The sequence below is a fragment of the Rhizobium sp. TRM96647 genome (genome assembly GCF_025780115.1).
Classification (GTDB): domain Bacteria; phylum Pseudomonadota; class Alphaproteobacteria; order Rhizobiales; family Rhizobiaceae; genus Mycoplana.
This window is the reverse complement of sequence record NZ_JAOXHF010000001.1, coordinates 311,874-334,477: the sequence shown is the minus strand read 5'-3', so window position 1 is coordinate 334,477 and position 22,604 is coordinate 311,874. Positions and strand designations below refer to the sequence as shown.

Below are 22,604 nucleotides of genomic sequence, written 5' to 3'. Positions count from 1 at the left end.
CAACGCCGTCCCTAGGGCACTGTTCCTCGCGCCGCTTTGGGATTAGGAAGGATCTGCGGGACCCAAATCGGGACGCAACCGGGAGCGCTGGCCGCACGGGGAGTGGACGTGTCGAGGACAATTCTGATCATCGGGATAGGCGCTGGCAATCCCGAGCACATGACCGTTCAGGCGATCAACGCGCTGAACCGCGCGGACGTGCTTTTGATCCCGACCAAGGGGGAGGAGAAGGCCTTCCTCGCCGACATGCGCCGCGACATCTGCGAGCGCTATCTCACCAGTCCCGATACCCGCATCCATGAATACGCCGTGCCGAGGCGGCGCACGGACGGCCCCTACGGCGACGGCGTCGACGACTGGCACCATGCGATCGCGCGGATCTACGAGGACCTGATCCTCGAGCGATCCGGCCCGGAGGACACGATCGGCCTGCTCGTCTGGGGCGACCCGATGCTCTACGACAGCACGATTCGCATCGTCGAGCATGTGCGCGCCGGCGGCCGCGTGGCCTTCGACCTCGAGGTGATCCCCGGCATCACCAGCATCCAGGCGCTGTGCGCCAGCCGCAAGATCGCGCTGAACCGTATCGGCCTGCCGGTGGAGATCACCACCGGGCGCCGGCTCTCGCAGGGCTGGCCTGATGGTGCGGACGATGTCGTCGTCATGCTCGACGGCGTCGAGGCGTTCCGTTCGGTGGCCGACCCCGAGGCGGAGATCCACTGGGGCGCCTATCTCGGCACGCCGCTGGAGATCACCGTTTCCGGCCGGCTCGGCGACGTGGCCGAGACGATCTCCGACATGCGCGGCCGCGCGCGCGCCGAGCACGGCTGGATCATGGATACCTACCTGATCCGCCGGTCGCCGGGAGAGGCCGGGGAGGGCGAGCCATGACGACGCCGTCCCTTCCATCGGAAAATGGCCTGCCGTCTGCGGCACAGCCGGCTCCCTCCCTGCGCCGCGGTGCCTGCCCGTCGCTCGCGACCCCGATGCAGACGGGCGACGGGCTTTTGGTGCGGCTGCGCCCGGTGCGCCCGGGTCTCGCCCCTGCCGACTATATTGCGATTGCGCGCCTGGCCGCGGACCATGGCAACGGCCTGCTGGAGGTCACCGCCCGCGGCAACCTGCAGCTTCGTGGCCTGAAGGACGATACGGTCCAGCCGCTTGCGGCAGGGCTTGCCGATGCCGGCATCGATTTTCATCGCGGTGTCGCGGTCGAGACGCCGGCCCTGTCCGGGCTCGATCCGGACGAGGCTGCCGATGCGACACCGTTTGCGGCTGCGATCCGGCAGGCGATCGCCGGGCCGCTGTCGCGGCTGCGGCTGGCGCCGAAGCTCTCGATCGTCGTCGACGGCGGCGGGCGGTTGAGCCTTGCCGACATGGTGGGAGACATCCGCCTCGACGCCGTTCGTCGGGGCGGGGACCTGTTCTGGCGGCTTTCGGTCGGTGGCGACGTGCGCTCGGCGCGGCCGGTGGCCGCCGTGGCGGACAGGGATGCGCTTGCGGCACTTGCCATCGTGCTCCGGGCGCTGGATGGGACGGGGCCGGCAGCGCGCGGTCGCGACCTGGATGCCGGGGCCTTGCGGGATGCGTTTGGCGCCATGGCCGTCGATGCGGACTTTCCGGCCCTGCCGGCGTTTCCGCCGTCGCCGGTCGGTCGTCACGCGGTCGGGGCGCGATCGGTGCTGGGCATCGGTCTGCCCTATGGCGCGACGGATGCCGTCACGCTCGAAGGCCTGATGCGCGGACTTGCCGGTCTCGGCGCGACCGGGATCCGGCTGTCGCCGCACCGGGCGCTGCTGGTCCTCGGCCTGTCTGCCGCGAGGATGGATGCCGCGGCTGCGCTGGCCGGGGCGGCGGGCTTCTGGACGCGGGCGGATGCGCCCGGCAATGCGATCGCCGTCTGTGCCGGTGCCGCCGGCTGCGCCTCCGGGACGTTCGACACGAAGGCCGTTGCCGACCAACTTGTCTTGCGCGTGCCGGACCTCTTGGACGGGTCGATGACCGTCCACGTTTCCGGATGCGCGAAGGGCTGCGCGCATCCGTCGCCGGCCGTGCTCGCGCTGTGCGGGCGGGCGGACGGGATCGGGATGGTGTTCGACGGCCGGAGCGGGGACAGGGAACTGGCGACGCTTTCGGCTGAAGAGGCCGGCAGGACCATGGAAAGGCTCGCGGCGCTCGTCCGCGAGCGGAGATTGAAGGGAGAGACGGTGCGGCAGGCGATCGAACGGCTCGGAGCCGGGGCGATCGCCGACATCGTTCGGCAAGGCAGGCAATGACAGACTACGACTACATCAAGGACGGCAACGCCATCTACGAGAAATCCTTCGCGATCATCCGCGCCGAGGCCGACCTCGCCCGGTTTTCGGAGGACGAGACGGACGTGGCGGTGCGGATGATCCACGCCTGCGGGCTGGTCGAGGCCGCAGCGCATATCGAATTCTCGACCGGCTTCGTCGCGGCGGGCCGCAGGACGCTTGTTAACGGCGCGCCGATCTTCTGCGATGCGGAGATGGTTGCCCGCGGGGTGACGGCGGCACGGCTGCCGGCGGACAACGCGGTGATCTGCACGCTGCGCGACCCGCGTACGCCCGGGATCGCCGGCGAGATCGGCAATTCGCGCTCCGCCGCCGCCATCCGGCTGTGGCTGGATCGGCTGGCCGGCTCCGTGGTTGCCATCGGCAATGCGCCGACGGCGCTGTTCTACCTGCTCGAACTCTTGCGCGACGGCGCGCCGAAGCCGGCTGCGATCCTCGGCATGCCGGTCGGCTTCGTCGGCGCGGCGGAGTCGAAGGCGGCGCTGGCGGAGAACTCCTACGGGGTGCCCTACGCCATCGTCCGCGGCCGCATGGGCGGCAGCGCGATGACGGCGGCAGCGCTCAATTCGCTTGCGAGGGCAGGGCTGTGAGCCGGCTTGCGACAGGACGCCTCTATGGCGTGGGAACGGGGCCGGGTGATCCGGAGCTGCTGACGCTGAAGGCTGTGCGCGCGATCGGCGAGGCCGACGTGCTCGCCTTCTTCGCCAAGGCCGGCCGGTCCGGCAACGGCCGGGCGATCGTCGAGGGGTTCTTGAAGCCCGGCATGATCGAGCTACCGCTCTACTATCCGGTGACCGTCGAGATCGACAAGGAGCACGACGACTACAAGAGCCAGATCACCGCCTTCTACGACGCCTCCGCCGCAGCGGTCGCCGAGCATCTTTCGGCCGGCCGCACGGTCGCCATCCTCTCGGAGGGCGATCCGATGTTCTACGGCTCCTACATGCACCTGCATGTGCGTCTTTCGGATCGCTTTCCGACCGAGGTGATCCCCGGGATCACGGCGATGTCGGGCTGCTGGTCGCTCTCAGGCCTGCCGATCGTGCAGGGCGACGACGTGCTGTCGGTGCTGCCCGGAACCCTGGGCGAAGGCGAGATGTCGCGCCGGCTGGCGGACACGCAGGCGGCCGTCATCATGAAGGTCGGGCGCAACCTGCCGAAGATCCGCCGCGCGCTCACTGCCTCGGGACGGCTGGTCGAGGCGATCTATGTCGAGCGCGGCACCATGCCGGAAAGCCGGGCGGTGCGGCTGTCGGAGAAGCTGGACGACAGCGCGCCCTATTTCTCGCTGGTGCTCGTCCCCGGCTGGAGCGGCAGGTCATGAGCGGCACGCTCCACGTGATCGGCACCGGGCCCGGCAATCCGGACCAGATGACGCCAGAGGCGGCGCGGGCGGTTGCAGCCTCGAGCGAATTCTTCGGCTATTTCCCCTATATCGACCGGCTGTCGCTGCGGCCGGACCAGAAGAAGGTCGCCTCCGACAATCGCGAGGAACTGAACCGGGCGCAGGCTGCCCTGCAGCGGGCGGCGGCGGGCGTGAACGTCTGCGTCGTTTCCGGCGGCGATCCCGGTGTCTTCGCCATGGCGGCGGCGGTCTGCGAGGCGATCGATGCGGGACCCGCCGGATGGCGCGAGGTCGATCTCGTCGTCGTCCCCGGGGTGACCGCGATGCTGGCCGTCGCCGCCCGGATCGGCGCGCCGCTCGGCCATGATTTCTGCGCGATCTCGCTGTCGGACAACCTCAAGCCCTGGGCGGTGATCGAGACGCGGCTGCGCCTCGTGGCCGAGGCCGGGCTGGTGACGGCGCTCTACAACCCGATCAGCAAGGCCCGCCCCTGGCAGCTCGGCAAGGCGTTCGAGATCCTGCGTATGGTGCTGCCGGCGGAAACGCCGGTGGTGTTCGGCCGCGCCGCCGGCCGGCCGGACGAGGAGATGCTGGTGATGCCGCTCGGCGAGGCGGATGCCGGGAGGGCGGACATGGCCACCTGCGTCATCATCGGATCGGCGCAGACGCGGGTGATCGCCCGCGCGGGCCGGCCCGATCTCGTCTATACGCCGCGCTTCCTGCCGCCGGAGGCGACATGATCGATCAGCGGCAGGATCCCGTCTATCGTTTCCGCCGTGGCGACACCGCGGCTTGCGGTGCGCTCGACCATGACCACCGGCAGGCCCAGCGCACGAGCAGCGGCGATCTTCGCATAGGTCGCCGCGCCGCCACTGTTCTTGGAGACGAGCGCGTCGATGCGATGGTCGCGCAGCAGCGCGATCTCGTCGTCGATCGTGAAGGGGCCGCGGGCAAGCAGGTAGGTGGCATGCGGCACGGTCAGCGGCGGCTCGACGGGATCGACGCTGCGGACGAGATAGGCATGCTGCGGGGCGGCGTTGACGTGATGCGCCTCCTGTCGGCCGATCGCGAGGAAGACCCGCATCGGCACCTCGCCGAGTGCTGCGACCGCGTCCTGAAGCGTCGCCACGCCCGTCCAGCGGTCCCCCTCGACCTTTTGCCAGCCGGGGCGCTGCAGGCGCAGGATCGGCGTATCCGCCAGTTCGGCCGCGCGTTCCGCATTGGCCGAGATCTGCCGCGCGAACGGATGGGTGGCGTCCACCAGGAGATCGACGTGCTGCGCGGCCAGATAGCCGGCCAGTCCCTCTGCGCCGCCGAAGCCGCCGGTGCGGACGGGGACGGGCTGCGGCGCGGGATCGAGGGTGCGGCCGGCAAGCGACAGCGTCACCTCGAGATCGCCGCGCGCGGCCAGCCGGCCGGCAAGTTCGCGGGCTTCGGCGGTGCCGCCCAGAATGAGGATGCGTTTCTTGTCCACGGCTGATCCGTCCACATTGCCTGCCGCAGCCCCCTGGCTCACCATCGTCGGGATCGGCGAGGATGGTCTAGCCGGTCTTTCCGACGCGGCCAAGGCGGCAATCGCAAAGGCGGAGATCGTCTTCGGCGGTGCGCGGCACCTGGAGCTCGCATCGCCGGCGATCGCCGGGGTGCGCCGGGGATGGATGAGCCCGTTCGAACGCTCCGTCGAGGCGGTGCTGGCCGTGCGGAACCGGCCGGTCGTGGTGCTGGCTTCGGGCGACCCCTATTTCTTCGGTGTGGGCGTTACGCTGTCGCGCGCGATCCCGCGCGCGGAGATGACGGTACTGCCGGCGCCCTCCTCCTTCAGCCTCGCCGCCTCGCGCATGGGCTGGGCGCTGCAGGATACGGTCTGCGTGTCGCTGCACGGCCGGCCGGTCGACCTCATCCGGCCGCATCTGCATCCCGGTGCCTGCATCCTGGCGCTGACCTCCGACAGCGACGGGCCGAAGGCGCTTGCGAGGCTGGTATCCGAAGCCGGATTCGGCCGGTCGGCCTTGACGGTGCTCGAGGCGCTGGGCGGCCCGCGCGAACGGGTGCGTACGCATGGGGCGGACGGCGCGGCGCTCGACGGCATCGACATGCTGAACGTCTGCGCGGTGGAGGTGGTCGCCGATGCGGAAGCCCGTATCCTGCCTTTCACGGCGGGGCTCGACGACGGGCTGTTCGAGCACGACGGCCAGATCACCAAGCGCGAGGTGCGGGCGCTGACGCTTTCGGCGCTGGCGCCGCGGCACGGCGAGTTGTTGTGGGATATCGGCGCGGGCTCCGGCTCGATCGGCATCGAATGGATGCTGGCCGATTCGTCGTTGCGGGCGGTTGCGATCGAGGCTGCGCCCGAGCGGGCGGCGCGGATCGCCCGGAACGCGGGCCGGTTCGGCGTGCCGGGCCTGTCGGTGGTCGAAGGGGTCGCGCCCGCGGCGCTGGCCGGCCTGCCGGAGCCCGACGCGATCTTCATCGGCGGCGGCGGCAGCGAGGACGGGGTGTTCGAGGCCGCGGTTGCGGCATTGAAGCCGGGCGGCCGGCTGGTCGCCAATGCGGTGACGACGGAGATGGAGGCGGTGCTCCTGTCCGCTCATGCCCGGCTCGGCGGCTCGCTGACGAGGATCGACATCGCGCGCGCTGCCCCCGTCGGTCAGATGACCGGCTGGCGGCCGGCGATGCCGGTGACGCAATGGAGCTGGACGAAGCTGGCGAAGGACTAACCGACGGCGACCGGCCGTCTGAACAAGGCTGCGCGCGATCCGGCCGGATCGGCATGGCAGAGGGATCGAGGAAACAGAATGACCGTCCATTTCATCGGCGCCGGGCCGGGCGCCGCCGACCTGATCACCGTCCGCGGACGCGACCTGATCGGCCGCTGCCCGGTCTGCCTCTTTGCCGGCTCGATCGTGTCGCCGGAGCTTCTGCAATATTGCCCGCCGGGCGCGCGCATCGTCGATACCGCGCCGATGTCGCTCGACGAGATCGAGGCGGAATATGTGCGCGCGGCCGCGGCGGGCGAGGACGTGGCGCGGCTGCATTCGGGCGATCTTTCCGTCTGGAGCGCCGTCGCCGAACAGATCCGCCGGCTGGAGAAGCTCGGCATCGACTATACGCTGACGCCCGGCGTGCCGTCGTTTGCAGCGGCGGCGGCGGCGCTGAAGCGCGAACTGACGATCCCCGCGGTGGCGCAGAGCCTGGTGCTGACCCGCGTCTCCGGCCGCGCCTCGCCGATGCCGAACCGGGAGACGCTACAGGGCTTCGGGGCAACCGGGGCGACGCTCGCGATCCATCTGGCCATCCATGCGCTGGATGAGGTGGTTTCGGACCTGACGCCGCTCTATGGCGGTGATTGCCCCGTGGCGATCGTGGTCAAGGCGTCCTGGCCGGACGAGCGGATCGTGCGTGGCACGCTTGCGGACATCGCCGCCAGGGTCGCCGAGGAGCCGATCGAGCGCACGGCGCTGATCTTCGTCGGGCGGACGCTCGCGGCCGAGGACTTCCGCGAAAGCTCGCTCTACGATCCGGCCTACCAGCGGCGTTTTCGCGGGCGGGGCGATTGAGGCGCTGACGTAAGGCCGGTCAGCGTTCTGGCGCGGTCGCCATGTCCTCGAAGGCGAGAGAGGCCTTCGAACGGTGGCGCTCGCGATGGCGCAGCATCAGGAACTGGCGCTCCGGCAGGGTGAAGTCGAGCTTCACGAGCCGGCCCGCGTCGATGTCGGCCTGCACGATCAGTTCCGACAAGGCTCCAAGAAACGGGCCCGCCCGCACGGCGGCGCGGACTGCTTCATTCGAGGGAAGCGTCAGTTCCACCGCCAGTTGGCCCGGTTTGGCGTCCAGGGCGGAGGTCAGGACGGAGCGGGTGCCCGATCCCGCCTCGCGCAGCACCCAGCGGGCGGCCAGAAGGTCGTCGCGCTCGACACCGCGGCGTTGTGCCAGCGGATGCTCCGGCAGGGCTACGACGACAAGGCGATCGCGGGCGATGACCCGCTGCGCCAGGAGTGGGCTATCCACCGCACCTTCCACGAGACCGATTTCCGCCGCGCCGTCGATGACGGCCGCGGCGACAAGCTCGGTGTTCGCGGCACTGACGCGCAGGTCCACACCCGGATATCGTTGGTGCAACCGCATCACCACCGGCGGCAGCCAATAGCTGGCGATGGTCTGGCTGGCAGCCAGCGTCAGCGAACCCCGCCGCAGATCGCCGACCTCCGCGAGAAACAGTTCCGCTTCCCGTGCGCGTGCGACCGTCGCCTTCGCTTCGGCCAGGAAGGCACGCCCTGTTTCGGTCAGCTCGATCCGGCGCCCGGTCCGATGAAAGAGGGCAACCGAGTAGCGTTCCTCGAGCGTGCGGATGGCGGAACTGACGGCCGATGGGGTCAGGTGCAGCGACAGCGCCGCCTGGGTGAGATGCTCGCGTTCGGCGACGGCGATGAAGATGCGGAGCTGTTCCAGTGTCATGGCGATCATTCAATAAAATCGAACGAAACGTACCCTATTTACCGATGGATTGCACAATAAATTTCCATCATTTACTGTGTATGAGCAAAGTCATTCCATTTCGTGCCCATGCCCCCGGTGTCCTTCTCTCGCTGGCCATCGCCGGTCTCGCGCTTCTGGGTGATCTCGCCGAGAGGCAGCTTGCAGGTGAGGCCTGGCTCGAGGCGCTCGTGCTGGCGATCCTCCTCGGTGCGGTTGCCCGCCTCCTGCTCAGGCGTCCAGATCTTTTCGACCCCGGCATCGATTTCACCGCCAAGTACTTTCTGGAGATCGCCATCGTCCTGCTGGGCTCCGGGATCAGCGCGGCGGTGCTGGCCTCTATCGGGCCGGCAATGCTCGGCGGCATCGCATTCGTCGTGTTCTGCATGCTTGCGGTCAGCTATGGCATCGGCCGCTTTCTCGGCCTGCCGAAGCGGCTGGCCGTGCTCGTCGCTTGCGGCAATTCGATCTGCGGCAATTCGGCGATCGCCGCGACCGCGCCGGTCATCCGGGCGCGGCCCGACGATGTGACCTGCTCGATCGCCTTCACCGCTGTGCTCGGCGTGCTGACCGTGCTGCTATTGCCGTTGCTGGCGCCCGTCCTGCGGCTTTCGGGCGTGGATTACGGCATCCTTGCCGGCATGACCGTCTATGCCGTTCCGCAGGTCTTCGCGGCGACGGCCCCGGTCTCGGCCGTCAGCGTGCAGATGGGCATGCTGGTCAAGCTCGTGCGCGTGATGATGCTCGGGCCAGTCGTGCTGCTGCTGTCGCTGGTGTCGGCGAACCGGTCGGGCGGTGATCGCCGCCGACCGCCGCTGCACCGGCTCGTCCCGTGGTTCATCGTCGGGTTCCTGCTGATGCTGGCGGCCCGCTCCTTCGGCCTGATCGGTGAGACGGCGGCCACCACCATGAACACGGCATCCGGTGCCCTGACGGTGATCGCCATGGCCGCCCTCGGGCTTAGCGTGGACATCCGCAAGGTGATGCAGGCCGGGATGCGGGTGAGCGCCACCGTGCTCCTGTCGCTCCTGGCGCTGCTTGCGGCGAGCTACGCGATGATCCTGCTGCTACAGGTCAGCCCGGCCTGACGGGTCTACTCGGCGGCGGCTGCGAGCGGCGCCGGGACATAGTTCAACACCGGCCCCAGCCAGCGCTCGACCTCGGCAACAGGCATGCCCTTGCGCCTGGCATAGTCCTCGACCTGGTCGCGCTCGACCTTGGCGACGCCGAAATAGTAGCTCTCGGGGGAGGCGATGTAGAGGCCGGAGACGGAGGAGCCGGGCCACATGGCCATGCTCTCCGTCAGCTGGACGCCGATCTCCCTCTCCGCGTCGAGCAGGCGGAACAGCGTCGTCTTCTCGGTGTGGTCGGGCTGGGCCGGGTAGCCGGGGGCGGGCCGGATGCCGGCATAGGGTTCGGCGACGAGTTCCTGGGGCGAGAAGGCTTCCCCTGCGGCATAGCCCCAGAGCTCCTTGCGGACGACTTCGTGCATGCGCTCGGCGAAGGCCTCGGCGAAGCGGTCGGCCAGCGCCTTGACCAGGATCGAGGAATAGTCGTCGTTGGCGCGCTCGAAGCGCTCGGCGATCGCGATCTCGCCGATACCGGCGGTGACGACGAAGCCGCCGACATAGTCGGCAATGCCGCTCTCCGCCGGCGCGACGAAGTCCGAAAGCGCCAGGTTGGGACGGCCGTCGCGCTTGGAAAGCTGCTGGCGTAGGGTGAAGAACGTCGCGAGTTCCCGGCTGCGGCTGTCGTCCTGAAAGAGCCGGATATCGTCGCCGATGGCATTGGCCGGCCAGAAGCCGACCACGGCCTTCGGGGTGAACCATTTCTCGGCGATGACCTTCTCCAGCATGGCCTGCGCATCGGCAAAGAGCTGGCGGGCGGCCGCGCCCTGCTTCTCGTCGTCGAGGATCTTCGGATAGACGCCCTTCAGTTCCCAGGTCTGGAAGAACGGCGTCCAGTCGATGTAGCGGGCGAGCTCGGCCAGATCCCAGTCCTGCCACACGCGGGTGCCGAGGAAGGAAGGTGTCTTCGGGCGGTAGGCGGACCAGTCCGGCCTGAAGGCGTTGTCGCGGGCCCTGGCCAGCGGCAGTCGCTGCTTTTCCGCCTCGGCCCGTCTATGGGCGTCGGCCACCTTGCGATACTCCGCCTGCAACGTCTCGACATAGCCCTGCCGCGCGTCCGGTGACAGGAGGCTGGAGACGACGCCGACGGCGCGGCTGGCATCGGTGACATAGACCGCCTGGCCGCGGTCGTAGCGCGGGTGGATCTTCACCGCGGTGTGGACGCGGCTCGTCGTCGCGCCGCCGATCAGCAGCGGGATGTCGAAGCCCTCGCGCTCCATCTCGGCTGCCACATGCACCATCTCGTCGAGCGAGGGGGTGATGAGGCCGGAAAGCCCGATGATGTCGACGTTCTCGGCTTTCGCGGTCTCCAGGATCTTCGCTGCCGGCACCATCACGCCGAGGTCGACGATCTCGTAGTTGTTGCAGGCCAGAACGACGCCGACGATGTTCTTGCCGATGTCGTGCACGTCACCCTTGACCGTGGCCATCAGGATCTTGCCGGCGCTCTCGCGCACAGCACCGCCGTTCGCGCGCTTTTCCTCTTCCATGTAGGGCAGCAGCACGGCGACGGCCTGCTTCATCACGCGGGCCGACTTGACCACTTGCGGCAGGAACATCTTGCCGGCGCCGAACAGGTCGCCGACGACGTTCATGCCGGCCATCAGCGGCCCTTCGATCACATGCAGCGGACGGGCGGCGGCGCGGCGCGCCTCTTCGGTGTCGGCCTCGATGAATTCGGTGATGCCGTTGACGAGGGCGTGCTCCAGGCGCTTTTCGACCGGCCATTCGCGCCAGGCGAGATCCTTCTCCTTCGCTTCCTTGCCGCCTGCGCCCTTGAAGCGCTCGGCAATCTCGAGCAGCCGCTCGGTCGCGGTACCGCCACCCTTGGGGGCCCGGTTCAGCACCACGTCCTCGCAGGCCTCGCGCAGATCCGCATCGATCGTGTCGTAGACGGCGAGCTGGCCGGCATTGACGATGCCCATGTCCATGCCGGCCTGGATGGCGTGGTAGAGGAAGACGGCGTGCATCGCCTCGCGCACTGGCTCGTTGCCGCGGAAGGAGAAGGAGAGGTTGGAGACGCCGCCGGAGACATGCGCATGCGGCAACGTCCCGACGATCTGCCGCGTCGCCTCGATGAAATCGACGCCGTAGTTGTCATGCTCCTCGATGCCGGTGGCGACGGCGAAGATGTTGGGGTCGAAGACGATGTCTTCCGGAGCGAGGCCGGCGACCTCCGTGAGCAGCTTGTAGGCGCGGGTGCAGATCTCGACCTTGCGCTGCTGCGTGTCGGCCTGGCCGGTCTCGTCGAAGGCCATGACGACGACGGCGGCGCCATAGGCGCGCACGAGCCGCGCATGGTGCAGGAAGGCTTCCTCGCCTTCCTTCAGCGAGATCGAATTGACCAGCGGCTTGCCCTGGGTGCATTTCAGGCCCGCTTCGATGACCTCCCATTTCGAGCTGTCGATCATCACCGGCACGCGGGCGATGTCCGGCTCGGCGGCGACGAGGTTCAGGAACTCCGTCATCGCCTTTTCGGAATCGATCAGGCCCTCGTCCATGTTGATGTCGATCACCTGCGCGCCGTTCGCCACCTGGTCGCGGGCGACGTCGAGGGCGGCCGCATAGTCGCCGGCGGTGATGAGCTTGCGGAATTTTGCCGAACCGGTGACGTTGGTGCGCTCGCCGACATTGACGAAGGGGATGTCCTTGGTGAGCGTGAAGGGTTCCAGCCCGGACAGCCGCATGTGGCGGGGAATGTCCGGGATCGCACGCGGCGCGTGACGGGCCGCGGCCTTGGCGATCGCCTCGATATGGGCCGGCGTCGAACCGCAGCAGCCGCCGACGATGTTGACGAGGCCGTCGCGCATGAAGCCTTCGATCTGGGCGGCCATCTGCTCGGGCGTCTCGTCGTAGCGGCCGAAGGCGTTCGGCAGGCCGGCGTTCGGATAGGCGCAGACGAAGGTGTCGGCGACGGACGAGATCTCGTCCAGATGGGCGCGCATGGCGTTGGCGCCGAGGGCGCAGTTCAGCCCGATCGAGAAGGGGTCGGCGTGGCGGACCGAATTCCAGAAGGCTTCCGGGGTCTGGCCGGACAGCGTGCGGCCGGAAAGGTCGGTAATCGTTCCGGAGATCATCACCGGCAGCTCGATGCCCTTTTCGGCGAAGACCTCGCGGGTGGCGAAGATCGCCGCCTTGGCGTTCAGCGTGTCGAAGATCGTCTCGATCAGGATGATGTCGGCGCCGCCGTCGATGAGGCCGCGGAGCTGGTCGGCATAGGCGAGCTTGAGGTCGTCGAAGGTGACGGCGCGGTAGCCCGGGTTGTTGACGTCCGGCGAGATCGAGGCGGTGCGGTTGGTCGGGCCCAGCGCGCCGGCGACGAAGCGCCGCCGCCCGTCCTTCTCCTGCGCGCGCAGGCCGGCGCGGCGGGCGAGGCGGGCACCGTCGCGGTTGAGCTCGTAGACCATGTCCTCCATGCCGTAGTCGGCCTGGGCGATCGTGGTGGAGGAAAAGGTGTTGGTCTCGAGGATGTCTGCGCCGGCAAGTGCATAGCGATAGTGGATGTCCTCGATCGCGGCCGGCTGCGTCAGCGTCAGGAGGTCGTTGTTGCCCTGCTGATGGCAGGCGCACTCGCCGAAGCGGCTGCCGCGGAAATCGTCCTCGACGAGGCCGAGCGTCTGGATCTCGGTGCCCATGGCGCCGTCGAGGACGAGGATGCGCTCGCGCGCGGCGGCGCGCAGCGCATCGGCGATGTCCTTGCCATTGCGGGGTGGTAGTTCGGGACCAAAAAGGTCGTCGAGGTCGGCCGATGCCATGGCGAAGCCCTCCGATGCAGCATGTCTGCTCCGGAGATCACATAAAGATATGTTTATGTCAATATGTCTTTATGCGAAAATCAGTGCGGCCGGCCTGATCGTCCCGCGAGCCGCTCGAACAGCGAACGGAGCCGGACGATGTCCGGATCACGGTCCCTGTAGGGTGCGAGCTTGACGAGTTCCTTCAGGGCCTCTGCCGGAAGATCGGCGCCGCGCGGCTGCCAGAGGAGCCACGAGATGAAGACGGATTCCGGCTTTCCGGAGCCCGAGGCGTTCTGTTCGATGGTGACATGCATGACTTTCCCCAATCTGGAATTGGGGGATGACCGGACGCACGCAAGCTGAAGATCCGCCTTGACGCGGAGCAAGCGCACCCGTGGGACACCCCGCCCATGGACGTTACGAGTTCATCAGGGCAGGTCTCCTGGCTTGCGGGTCGTTGCCTCTGTCCGGCCTTCCCGGCACGAAACGTGCCAGTGGCATGGGGGACAGCAGCTCGCCGCCTACAGTTGCGGGGGCAGCGCCGGAATGGATGGCTTCCCATCGCACCGGCTTCCCTCTTCGCTTCCTCGTCGCGAACGATTCGGAAGAACCCTGATGGCCGCAAGGTGGCCCGAAGGCGACGGCGATGTCAACGCAGGCGGGCGGGTTATCGACGGAATTGGACACGGGCATGGAACCCTTGCCGGATGCGCCGCGTTCAGGTCCCGTTCACCGCTGGTCACGTAGGCCAAGGGTGGTATCTCATGGCCTTGATATTGTTGGAGTCGCCTTGCCCCTGCCTTCCAGTTCTGTTGCAACAGCCTGCCATTGCGGCTAAAGAAAGCCGTTTTCATGCGCCACGCAGAAGCGGGAGAAGACCCTGCCGCCCGTTACATGCCGCCCGTCGATCGAGGGCGCATTTTCGTGCGCATGGAATCCGCTGACGGGGTCGTACGGAGGAACGCATGACGCCGTCCTGTTGCACAAGTCCGCTCGGATGATCCCTGCCTGCCGAACGTAAGTCCGGCCGCGGCCGGATCCACCAACCCTGCTCGAAAAACAGAAAAAAGCTGATGTCCCTTCACAACCGACCACAGACCTCGTCGCGCGAGACGGAATCCAAGCAGATCGACTACAATGATTCGATCCGGGATACCTATTTCACCCTCGAGGAGCTGAGTGCCTGCGGTGAGGATCTGGCGCGGAACGGCGCGAATTCGCTGCCGGGCTTCACGCCGTTCGACTTCCGCGCCCGCCACCGGGAAAACGAGAAGGAAATCCTCCGGGTCTACCAGACGACGGCCCGCGACGTCGAAGCCGGCGCGACGATAACGCCGGCGGCGGAATGGCTGCTCGACAACTACTACGTCGTCGAGGAGGCGATCCAGGAAGTGCGCCGCGACTTCCCGCGCCGTTTCTACCGTCAGCTGCCGACGATGAAGGTCGGCGAGGTCGAGGTCCCGCGGACGCTCGCGCTCGGCTGGCTCTACGTCGCCCATACCCAGAGCAGCGTCTCGCGCGAGAGCCTGACGGCGATCGTGGAAGGGTTCCAGAAGGCCGAGGCCTTCAAGATCGGCGAACTCTGGGCGCTGCCGTCGATCGTCCGCTTCATCCTGATCGAGAACCTGCGGCGCATTTCCAGCCGTGTCGAGCGTTCGCGCGGGATGCGCCGCAAGGCGAACGAGGTGGCCGACGAGCTGATCCGCCAGAACGACCCGGAAAAGAGCGTCGTGATCCTGCGCGAGATCGAGCATCTCGTCGCCGACAACACCTTCGTCGCCCAACTGCTCTATCGTCTGCGCGACGGGCTGCAGGCATCGGGCGCGGCGATCCAGTGGCTGGAAAAGCAGATCGAGGCGCGCGGGACCGACCTGGAAGAGGTCCTCGTCGCCGAGCAGAACCGGCTTTCCTCCGGTAACGTCACGATGAGCAACCTGATCAAGGGGCTGCGCACGATCGACGATACGGAATGGCCGGTCTGGGTCGAAAGCGTCAGCCGCCTCGATGCGGCGCTGCGCGAGGGTTCGGACTATACCGAGCTCGATTTCGGCTCGCGCAACGCTTACCGTGATACGATCGAGAAGATGGCCCGCCGCTCCGGCAAGACGGAGCTGGAGGTGACGCAGCTGGCGCTGGCCATGACCGCCGAGGACATGGCGGCGGGCAACGTCGCCGGTGCGCACGAGGCCAATGTCGGCAGCTACCTGGTCGGCAAGAAGCGCGACATCCTGGAAAAGCGGATCGGCTACCGCCCGTCCATCCTGCAGCGCATCGTGCGCTTCAGCCGCTCGCTCGACTGGTTCGCCATCGCCGGGCCGGTGATCCTGCTGACGCTTCTGGCCATGGTCGGGGTCTACTATTTCCTCGACCAGATGGACATTCCGAACGGCGCCTGGCTGATCATGCTGATCCTGTTCGCCGTGCCCGCCTCGGAGGGCGCCGTCGGGCTCTACAACACGCTCGTTACCCTCTGCGTGAAGCCGACGCGGCTGGTGGGCTACGAGCTGCGCGAGGGGATTCCGGAGGAGGCACGCACGCTCGTCGCGGTCCCCTGCCTGATCTCCAAGCGCGACCATGTCGACGAACTGGTGCGCAACCTCGAGGTCCACTACCTCGCCAATCCGCGCGGCGAGATCTATTTCTCGCTCGTCAGCGACTGGGTCGACAGCAAGGCCGAGGAGACGCCGGAGGATCTCGAGGTCCTCGAATACGCCAAGCGCGAGATCGCACTGCTTTCGGCACGCTATGCCTATGACGGCCGCACACGCTTCTACCTGCTGCACCGCCGGCGCCAGTTCAATCCGCAGGAAGGCGTGTGGATGGGCTGGGAGCGCAAGCGCGGCAAGCTGCACGAGCTGAACCTGCTCCTGCGTGGCGACGGCGACACCAGTTTCCTGCCCGGCGCCAATGTCGTGCCGGAAAACGTCCAGTACGTCCTGACGCTTGATTCCGACACGCGCCTGATGCGCGACGCGGCCACCAATCTCGTCGGCAAGCTCCACCACCCGATCAACCGCCCGCTGATCGATCCGCAGACCCAGCGGGTCGTCGCCGGCTACAGCATCCTGCAGCCGCGCGTCACCCCGTCGCTGACGACGGGCGACGAGGCCTCGACGTTCCAGCGCATCTTTTCGGCGAACCGAGGCGTGGACCCCTATGTCTTCACCGTCTCCGATGTCTACCAGGACCTCACCGACGAGGGCACGTTTACCGGCAAGGGCCTCTATCACGTCGATGCCTTCGAGGCGGCGCTGAAGGGCCGAATCGAGGAAAACTCCATCCTCTCGCACGACCTTCTGGAAGGCTCCTATGCGCGCTGCGCGCTCGTCACCGACGTGGAGTTCGTCGAGGACTTCCCGATCCGCTACGAGGTCGAGAACTCGCGCCAGCATCGCTGGGCGCGTGGCGACTGGCAGTTGCTGCCCTATATCTTCAAGCCGTCCAGCGGGGTTTCCATGCTCGGCCGGTGGAAGATGTACGACAATCTCCGTCGCTGCTTGATCCCGATCTGCTGGCTCGTGGCCTCCGTCATGGGCTGGTACTACATGGAGCCGCGCCAGGCGCTGATCTGGCAGCTCGTGCTGATCTTCCTGCTGTTCGTAGCGCCCACGCTGTCGCTGTTCACCGGCGCCGTGCCGCGCCGCAGCGACATCGTCGCCCGCGCCCACCTGCAGACGATCCTCTCCGACATCCGCGCGGCCAATGCGCAGGTGGCGCTGCGCATCGTCTTCATCGCCCACCAGGCGGCGATGATGGCGGACGCCACGATCCGCTCGCTCTACCGCATGTTCTTCAGCCGCAAGCACATGCTCGAATGGCGGACGGCCGCCCAGGTGCACAGCTCGTCCGGCGGCGGCATCTGGTCATACTACCGCGACATGTGGCAGGCGCCGGCACTGGCCCTGGTCGCTGTCGGCCTGGCGCTGTTCTCCAAGACCGGCCTGCCCTTCATCGCCGTCCCCTTTGCGGCGATCTGGATTCTTTCGCCCGCGATCGCCTGGTACGTCAGCCAGTCGGCGGAGACCGAGGACCAGCTGGTCGTGCCCGAGGGCGTCGTGACCGAGCTTCGCAAGATCGCAAGGCGCACCTGGCGCTACTTCGAGGAATTCGTCACCGCCGAGCAGCACTTCCTGCCGCCCGACAATTTCCAGGAAACGCCGCAGCCGATGCTCGCCGAGCGTACCTCGCCGACGAACATCGGCGTCTACCTGCTGTCGGTGGTTTCTGCGCGCGACTTCGGCTGGATCGGCTTCGAGGAGACGGTGCGCCGTCTCGAGGAGACGGTCTCGACGATCGACAGCATGCCGAAGTTCCGCGGCCACCTCTACAACTGGTACCGCACCAACACGCTGGAGACGCTCGGGCCGCGCTATGTCTCGGCGGTGGACAGCGGCAATCTCGCGGGTCACCTGATCGCCGTCTCGTCGGTCTGCCGGGAATGGGCAGAGGCGCCGTCGGCGCATCTGCGCGGCAGCCTCGACGGTATCGGCGACGCAGCCTCGATCCTGTCGGAAGTGCTGGCCGAACTGCCCGACGACCGCAAGACCGTGCGCCCGCTGCGCCGGCTTCTCGAGGAGCAGATCGCCGGTTTCCATAATGCGCTCGCCGCGGTCAAGCGCGAGCACGAGTTCGCTTCGATCCGCGTGATCAATCTCGGCGTGCTGGCCCGCGACATCGGCAAGCTGATCGCCAACCTCGACCACGAGATCAAGAGCCCGCAGAGCGCGGAAGTGGTGAAATGGGCGAACGCTCTCGTTGGCACCTGCGAAGGGCACATCGCCGACAGCATGTTCGACCTCGGCAGCATCGAGGCTTTGCGCCAGCGGCTCGTCGTGCTGCGCGACCGCACCCGCGACATCGCGTTCTCGATGGATTTCGGCTTCCTGTTCCGGCCCGAACGGCGGCTGCTGTCGATCGGCTACCGGGTCGAGACCAACGAGCTCGACGAGGCCTGCTACGACCTGCTCGCCTCCGAAGCGCGCCTGACCAGCCTGTTTGCGATCGCCAAGGGCGACCTTCCGACGGAACACTGGCACAAGCTCGGCCGCCCGGTCGTGCCGATCGGCTCGCGCGGCGCGCTGGTCTCCTGGTCCGGCTCGATGTTCGAATACCTGATGCCGCCGCTGGTCATGCAGGAGCCGCAGGGAGGCATCCTGAACCAGACCAACAACCTGATCGTCAAGGAACAGCAGAACCACGGCCGGCGCCTCGGCACGCCGTGGGGCATTTCGGAAGCGGCGTTCAACGCCCGCGACCACGACATGAACTACCAGTACACCAACTTCGGCGTGCCCACGCTGGGCCTGAAGCGCGGCCTCGGCCAGAACGCCGTGATCGCGCCCTATGCCTCGCTGCTGGCGACGCAATATGCGCCGAAGGCCGCTCTCGACAACCTGAACGAGCTACGCAAGCTCGGCGCACTCGGCATCTACGGCTTCCACGACGCGGTCGACTTCACGCCGACGCGCGTGCCCGAGGGCAAGCGCTGCGCGGTCGTGCACAACTACATGGCCCACCACCACGGCATGTCGATCGCAGCCGTCGCCAACGTCGCCTTCAACGGCGCGCTCAGGGCGCGCTTCCATGCCGACCCGGTGATAGAGGCGGCCGAGCTGCTGTTGCAGGAGAAGGCGCCGCGCGAGATCCCGATCATCAACACCAAGCGCGAGCCGGAAACGGTCGGCAGCACGCAGGCCGACCTGCTGCGCCCCGAAGTCCGCGTCATCAAGGATCCGGTGTCGGAAGACCGGGAGGCGGCGTTCCTCTCCAACGGCCACTATTCGGTGATGCTGACGGCGACCGGCTCCGGCTATGCGCACTGGAACGGCCAGTCGGTGACCCGCTTCAAGCCCGATCCGGCGGAAGACCGCTGGGGCACCTTCGTCTTCCTGCGCGACACGGCCACGAACGAATGGTGGTCGACGACGGTCGAGCCCAAGCGCGCCGAGGGCGAGGAGGCGAAGACCCAGTTCAGCGACGACAAGGCGGAATTCATCAAGACCGTCGGAACGCTTTCGAGCGAACTGGAGTGCATCGTCGCCACCGAGCACGACGCCGAGGGGCGGCGCCTGACGCTGCTGAACACCGGCGCCGAGGACCGCTTCATCGAAGTGACCTCCTACATGGAGCCGGTGGTCACGACGGACGATACCGACACGGCGCATCCGCTGTTTGCGCGCATGTTCCTCAAGACCGAGATCGGCCGCCGCGGTGACGTCGTGCGCATATTGCGCAACAAGCGCAGCCCGGGCGATCCGGATATGTGCGTGGCGCACCTGATCGTCGACAATGCCGGCTCGCGCCGGACGGAGGTCGAGACTGACCGGCGGAACTTCATCGGCCGCGGCCGCAGCCTCACCACTGCCGCAGCCTTCGAGCCGGGGGCGCAGCTTTCGGGCACGGACGGCTTCACGCTCGATCCGATCGTGTCGCTGCGCCGCGTCGTGCGCGTGCCGGCCGGCAAGAAGGTGAAGGTGATCTTCTGGACGATCGCCGCCCCCAGCCGGGAAGAGCTGGACCGGGCGATTGACCGCTACCGGCACCCGGAGGCGTTCAACAACGAACTCATCCACGCGTGGACGCGCTCGCAGGTCCATCTGCGCCATATCGGCGTCACCTCGCAGGAGGCGGCGAGCTTCCAGGCGCTCGGTCGCTATCTCGTCTATCCCGACATGCACCTGCGCGCGGATGCTGCCACCGTCCAGGCGGGCCTTGCCTCGCAGTCGGCGCTGTGGCCGCTGGCGATCTCGGGCGATTTCCCGATCTACGTTCTGCGCATCAACGACGATGCCGACCTGGAGATCGCCCGCGAGGCGCTGCGGGCGCAGGAGTACCTGCGCCATCGCGGCGTGCTGGCGGATCTCGTGATCCTCAACGAGAAGGCGTCCTCCTACGCGCAGGACATGCAGCACACGCTCGAGCAACTGTGCGAGAACCTCAGGATGCGCGGCCAGTCGGACGGCATCCGGCAGCACATCTTCTCGGTCCGCCGCGACCTGATGGACGTATCCACCTGGCAGGCGCTGCTGGCGACCGCCCGCGCCGTCTTCCACGCGCGCAACGGATCTCTGTCCGACCAGATCGAGCGCGCGATCTCGATCTTCGCCACACCGGCCGTTGCCGCAGCGGAAGAGGCGCGGCATGCCGCGCCCGCCCCCGCTGCAGGGCCCAAGGGGCAACCCGCGGCGATCGACGGCGGCGACCTGGCCTTCTGGAACGGCTATGGCGGCTTCGATGCGGCGCGGCGCGAATACGTCGTCAAGGTCCGCGGCGGCGAGGGAACCCCGCATCCGTGGATCAACGTGATCGCCAACGAGCACTTCGGCTTCCACGTCGCAGCCGAGGGCGGAGCCTTCACCTGGAGCCGCAATTCGCGCGACTACCAGGTCACCCAGTGGACCAACGACCCGGTCATCAACCGCCCGGGCGAGGCCTTTTACGTCAAGGACCGCGACAGCGGGGCGGTGCACGTTCCCTTCGCCGGCCTGTCGCGCGATCCGTCCGTCCTGTTCGCGGCCTGGCACGGCCTCGGCTATTCCGCCTTCCGGTCCGCATCGGGCGGGCTGGAGCTGGACCTCGTGCAGACGGTCGATTCCGAGCGTCCGGTGAAGTATTCGCGCCTGATCGTGCGCAACACCGGCAAGTCGGCGCGCAACCTGTCGGCCTATGGTTATGTCGAATGGGTGCTCGGCAACAATCCGGCCAAGACGGCACCGTTCGTCCTGTGCAGCCAGGACGAGGCGAGCGGGGCGATCCTTGCGACGAACCCCTACAGCCTCGACTATACGGGCCGTGTCGCCTTCTTCGCCACGAACGGCAAGCTCGCCGGCGTCACGGCGAGCCGGCGCGAGTTCATCGGCCGGCAGGGAGACATCGTCATGCCGGCGGTGCTTTCGTCCGGTGCCGGCCTGTCGGGCACGATGGAAAGCAACGGCGCACCATGCGCGGCGCTCGCGACGGACTTTAAGCTGCAGCCCGGCGAGGAGAAGGAAATCCTGTTCGTGCTCGGCGACTGCGACAATGCCGAGGCGGCGAGCGCGCTGGCCACCGAGGCCGTCTCGGCATCGATCGATGCGGCTCTTGCGAAGATGCGCGGTTTCTGGGGCGAGTTCACCGGCACCCTGCAGGTCGAGACGCCCGATCCGGCGCTGAACCTGATGGTCAATACCTGGCTTCCCTACCAGAGCCTCGGCTGCCGCGTGCTGGCCCGGGCTGCCTTCTACCAGGCGAGCGGGGCCTTCGGCTTCCGCGACCAGTTGCAGGACACGCTGGCTTTCCTGACGCATCGGCCGGAACTCGCCCGCAAACAGATCCTGAACGCGGCATCGCGGCAGTTCCAGGAGGGCGACGTCCAGCACTGGTGGCTGCAGGAAACGGGAGCGGGCGTACGGACGATGATTTCGGACGACGTCGTCTGGCTGGCCTATGCGGTCACCCAGTACTGCGGGTCTACCGGCGACCATGCGATCCTCAGCGAGAAGCTGACCTTCATCGAAGGGCCGCCGCTTGCCGAGGGGCAGCACGATTCGTTCTTCAAGCCCGGCCGTTCGGCGGAAGAGGCGGAACTCTACGAGCATTGCGCCCGTGCGCTCGACCTCGCCATCCGGCGGACGGGCGAAAACGGCCTGCCGCTGATCCTCGCCGGCGACTGGAACGACGGCATGAACCGCGTCGGCGAGGCCGGCAAGGGCACGAGCGTCTGGCTCGGCTGGTTCCTGGCCGGCACGCTCCGTGCTTTCGCGCCGATCGCACGCGAGCGCGGCGACAACCATCGCGCCCGCGTCTGGCTCGAGCATCTGGAGACGCTCAAGGCGGCGCTGGAATCGGCCGGCTGGGACGGCGCCCACTATCGGCGCGGCTATTTCGACGACGGCAGTCCGCTCGGTTCGCAGGGCAACGCCGAGTGCCGCATCGATTCGATCGCGCAGTCGTGGAGCGTTCTTTCCGGCGAAGGCGACGAGGAGCGGGCACGGCTCGCCATGGACGCGGTGCTGGCCGAGCTCGCCGACAGCGAGGCGGGGATCATCAAGCTGTTCACACCGCCCTTCGCAGACAGCCAGCAGGATCCGGGTTACATCAAGGCCTATCCGCCGGGCGTGCGTGAGAACGGCGGCCAGTACACGCATGCCGCCGCATGGGTGGTGATGGCGCTGGCCGTGCAGGGTCGGGCGGACGACGCCTGGAACTGCCTGAACATGCTGAACCCGATCAAGCACGGGCAATCGCCGGAGGCGATCGAGACCTACCGCGTCGAGCCCTACGTGGTCGCAGCCGACGTCTATGGCGAGGGCGAGCGCAAGGGCAGGGGCGGCTGGACCTGGTACACGGGATCGGCCGGCTGGCTCTATCGGGCCGCCGTCGAGGGCGTGCTCGGCATCCGCAAGGAGAACGGCCGTCTGGTGGTCGAACCGGTGATCCCTTCGCACTGGTCCGGCTTTTCCGCGACGGTCACGCTTGACGGCGTCAAGCACGAAATTCGTGCGGAACGCAAAGCCGACGGTAAAATCGACGTGAAGATAAATGAAACTGTCATAAAGAGCCCACAAGAAGAGTATTCGCTCTAGGCTCGGATTTCAGACATTGGGGCATGTCGGTTCCAGCGGGTGAC

Annotated in this window: 13 protein-coding genes and 1 riboswitch; of the genes, 9 read left to right on the top strand and 4 right to left on the bottom strand. The window is 67.5% G+C overall.

The annotated features are described in order from the left end of the window. The first annotated feature begins 108 nt into the window (after positions 1 to 108). The 5 genes from cobF to OCK02_RS01525 are packed head-to-tail and all read left to right on the top strand — an operon-like array spanning position 109 to position 4,400. Positions 109 to 891 (top strand): precorrin-6A synthase (deacetylating), encoded by a 783-nt coding sequence (gene cobF, locus OCK02_RS01545; protein WP_263811501.1) that lies wholly within the window; start codon positions 109 to 111, stop codon positions 889 to 891. Beyond that, a complete protein-coding gene (gene cobG, locus OCK02_RS01540) occupies positions 888 to 2,276 on the top strand; it encodes a precorrin-3B synthase (RefSeq protein WP_263811500.1) in 1,389 nt (462 codons plus the stop codon). Before cobF ends, cobG begins: the two co-directional genes overlap by 4 nt. Further along, a complete protein-coding gene (locus OCK02_RS01535) occupies positions 2,273 to 2,905 on the top strand; it encodes a precorrin-8X methylmutase (protein WP_263811499.1) in 633 nt (210 codons plus the stop codon). The genes cobG and OCK02_RS01535 overlap by 4 nt, the downstream gene beginning before the upstream one ends. After that, positions 2,902 to 3,639 (top strand): precorrin-2 C(20)-methyltransferase, encoded by a 738-nt coding sequence (locus OCK02_RS01530; RefSeq protein ID WP_263811498.1) that lies wholly within the window; start codon positions 2,902 to 2,904, stop codon positions 3,637 to 3,639. Before OCK02_RS01535 ends, OCK02_RS01530 begins: the two co-directional genes overlap by 4 nt. After that, positions 3,636 to 4,400 (top strand): precorrin-3B C(17)-methyltransferase, encoded by a 765-nt coding sequence (locus OCK02_RS01525; RefSeq protein WP_263811497.1) that lies wholly within the window; start codon positions 3,636 to 3,638, stop codon positions 4,398 to 4,400. The genes OCK02_RS01530 and OCK02_RS01525 overlap by 4 nt, the downstream gene beginning before the upstream one ends. Here the strand turns inward: OCK02_RS01525 and OCK02_RS01520 are convergent. Further along, a complete protein-coding gene (locus OCK02_RS01520; RefSeq protein WP_263811496.1) occupies positions 4,364 to 5,134 on the bottom strand; it encodes a cobalt-precorrin-6A reductase in 771 nt (256 codons plus the stop codon). The genes OCK02_RS01525 and OCK02_RS01520 overlap by 37 nt on opposite strands. On the opposite strand from OCK02_RS01520, the gene cbiE reads away from it, so the two are divergent. After that, entirely contained in the window at positions 5,118 to 6,377 is a 1,260-nt protein-coding gene (gene cbiE / locus OCK02_RS01515; protein WP_263811495.1) for a precorrin-6y C5,15-methyltransferase (decarboxylating) subunit CbiE, read from the top strand. The genes OCK02_RS01520 and cbiE overlap by 17 nt on opposite strands. A 78-nt stretch (positions 6,378 to 6,455) precedes the next feature. After that, on the top strand, positions 6,456 to 7,217 hold the full coding sequence (gene cobM, locus OCK02_RS01510; RefSeq protein ID WP_263811494.1) for a precorrin-4 C(11)-methyltransferase: 762 nt from the start codon (positions 6,456 to 6,458) through the stop codon (positions 7,215 to 7,217). Between the two features lie 19 nt (positions 7,218 to 7,236). Here the strand turns inward: cobM and OCK02_RS01505 are convergent, their stop codons facing one another. Continuing rightward, a complete protein-coding gene (locus OCK02_RS01505; RefSeq protein ID WP_318530304.1) occupies positions 7,237 to 8,124 on the bottom strand; it encodes a LysR substrate-binding domain-containing protein in 888 nt (295 codons plus the stop codon). Between the two features lie 71 nt (positions 8,125 to 8,195). On the opposite strand from OCK02_RS01505, the gene OCK02_RS01500 reads away from it, so the two are divergent. Next, positions 8,196 to 9,221 (top strand): YeiH family protein, encoded by a 1,026-nt coding sequence (locus OCK02_RS01500; protein ID WP_263811493.1) that lies wholly within the window; start codon positions 8,196 to 8,198, stop codon positions 9,219 to 9,221. 5 nt (positions 9,222 to 9,226) lie between these two features. Here OCK02_RS01500 and metH read toward each other — a convergent pair whose 3' ends face one another. Both metH and OCK02_RS01490 read right to left on the bottom strand, forming a co-directional pair. After that, a complete protein-coding gene (metH, locus tag OCK02_RS01495) occupies positions 9,227 to 13,015 on the bottom strand; it encodes a methionine synthase (protein WP_263811492.1) in 3,789 nt (1,262 codons plus the stop codon). 80 nt (positions 13,016 to 13,095) lie between these two features. Continuing rightward, positions 13,096 to 13,311: a hypothetical protein gene (locus tag OCK02_RS01490; RefSeq protein WP_263811491.1), complete on the bottom strand. Its 216-nt coding sequence runs from the start codon at positions 13,309 to 13,311 to the stop codon at positions 13,096 to 13,098. A 100-nt stretch (positions 13,312 to 13,411) separates the two neighbouring features. Next, a riboswitch (cobalamin riboswitch) is annotated at positions 13,412 to 13,627 on the bottom strand. A gap of 443 nt (positions 13,628 to 14,070) precedes the next feature. On the opposite strand from OCK02_RS01490, the gene OCK02_RS01485 reads away from it, so the two are divergent. After that, positions 14,071 to 22,560 (top strand): GH36-type glycosyl hydrolase domain-containing protein, encoded by an 8,490-nt coding sequence (locus tag OCK02_RS01485; protein ID WP_263811490.1) that lies wholly within the window; start codon positions 14,071 to 14,073, stop codon positions 22,558 to 22,560. Positions 22,561 to 22,604: the final 44 nt, after the last annotated feature.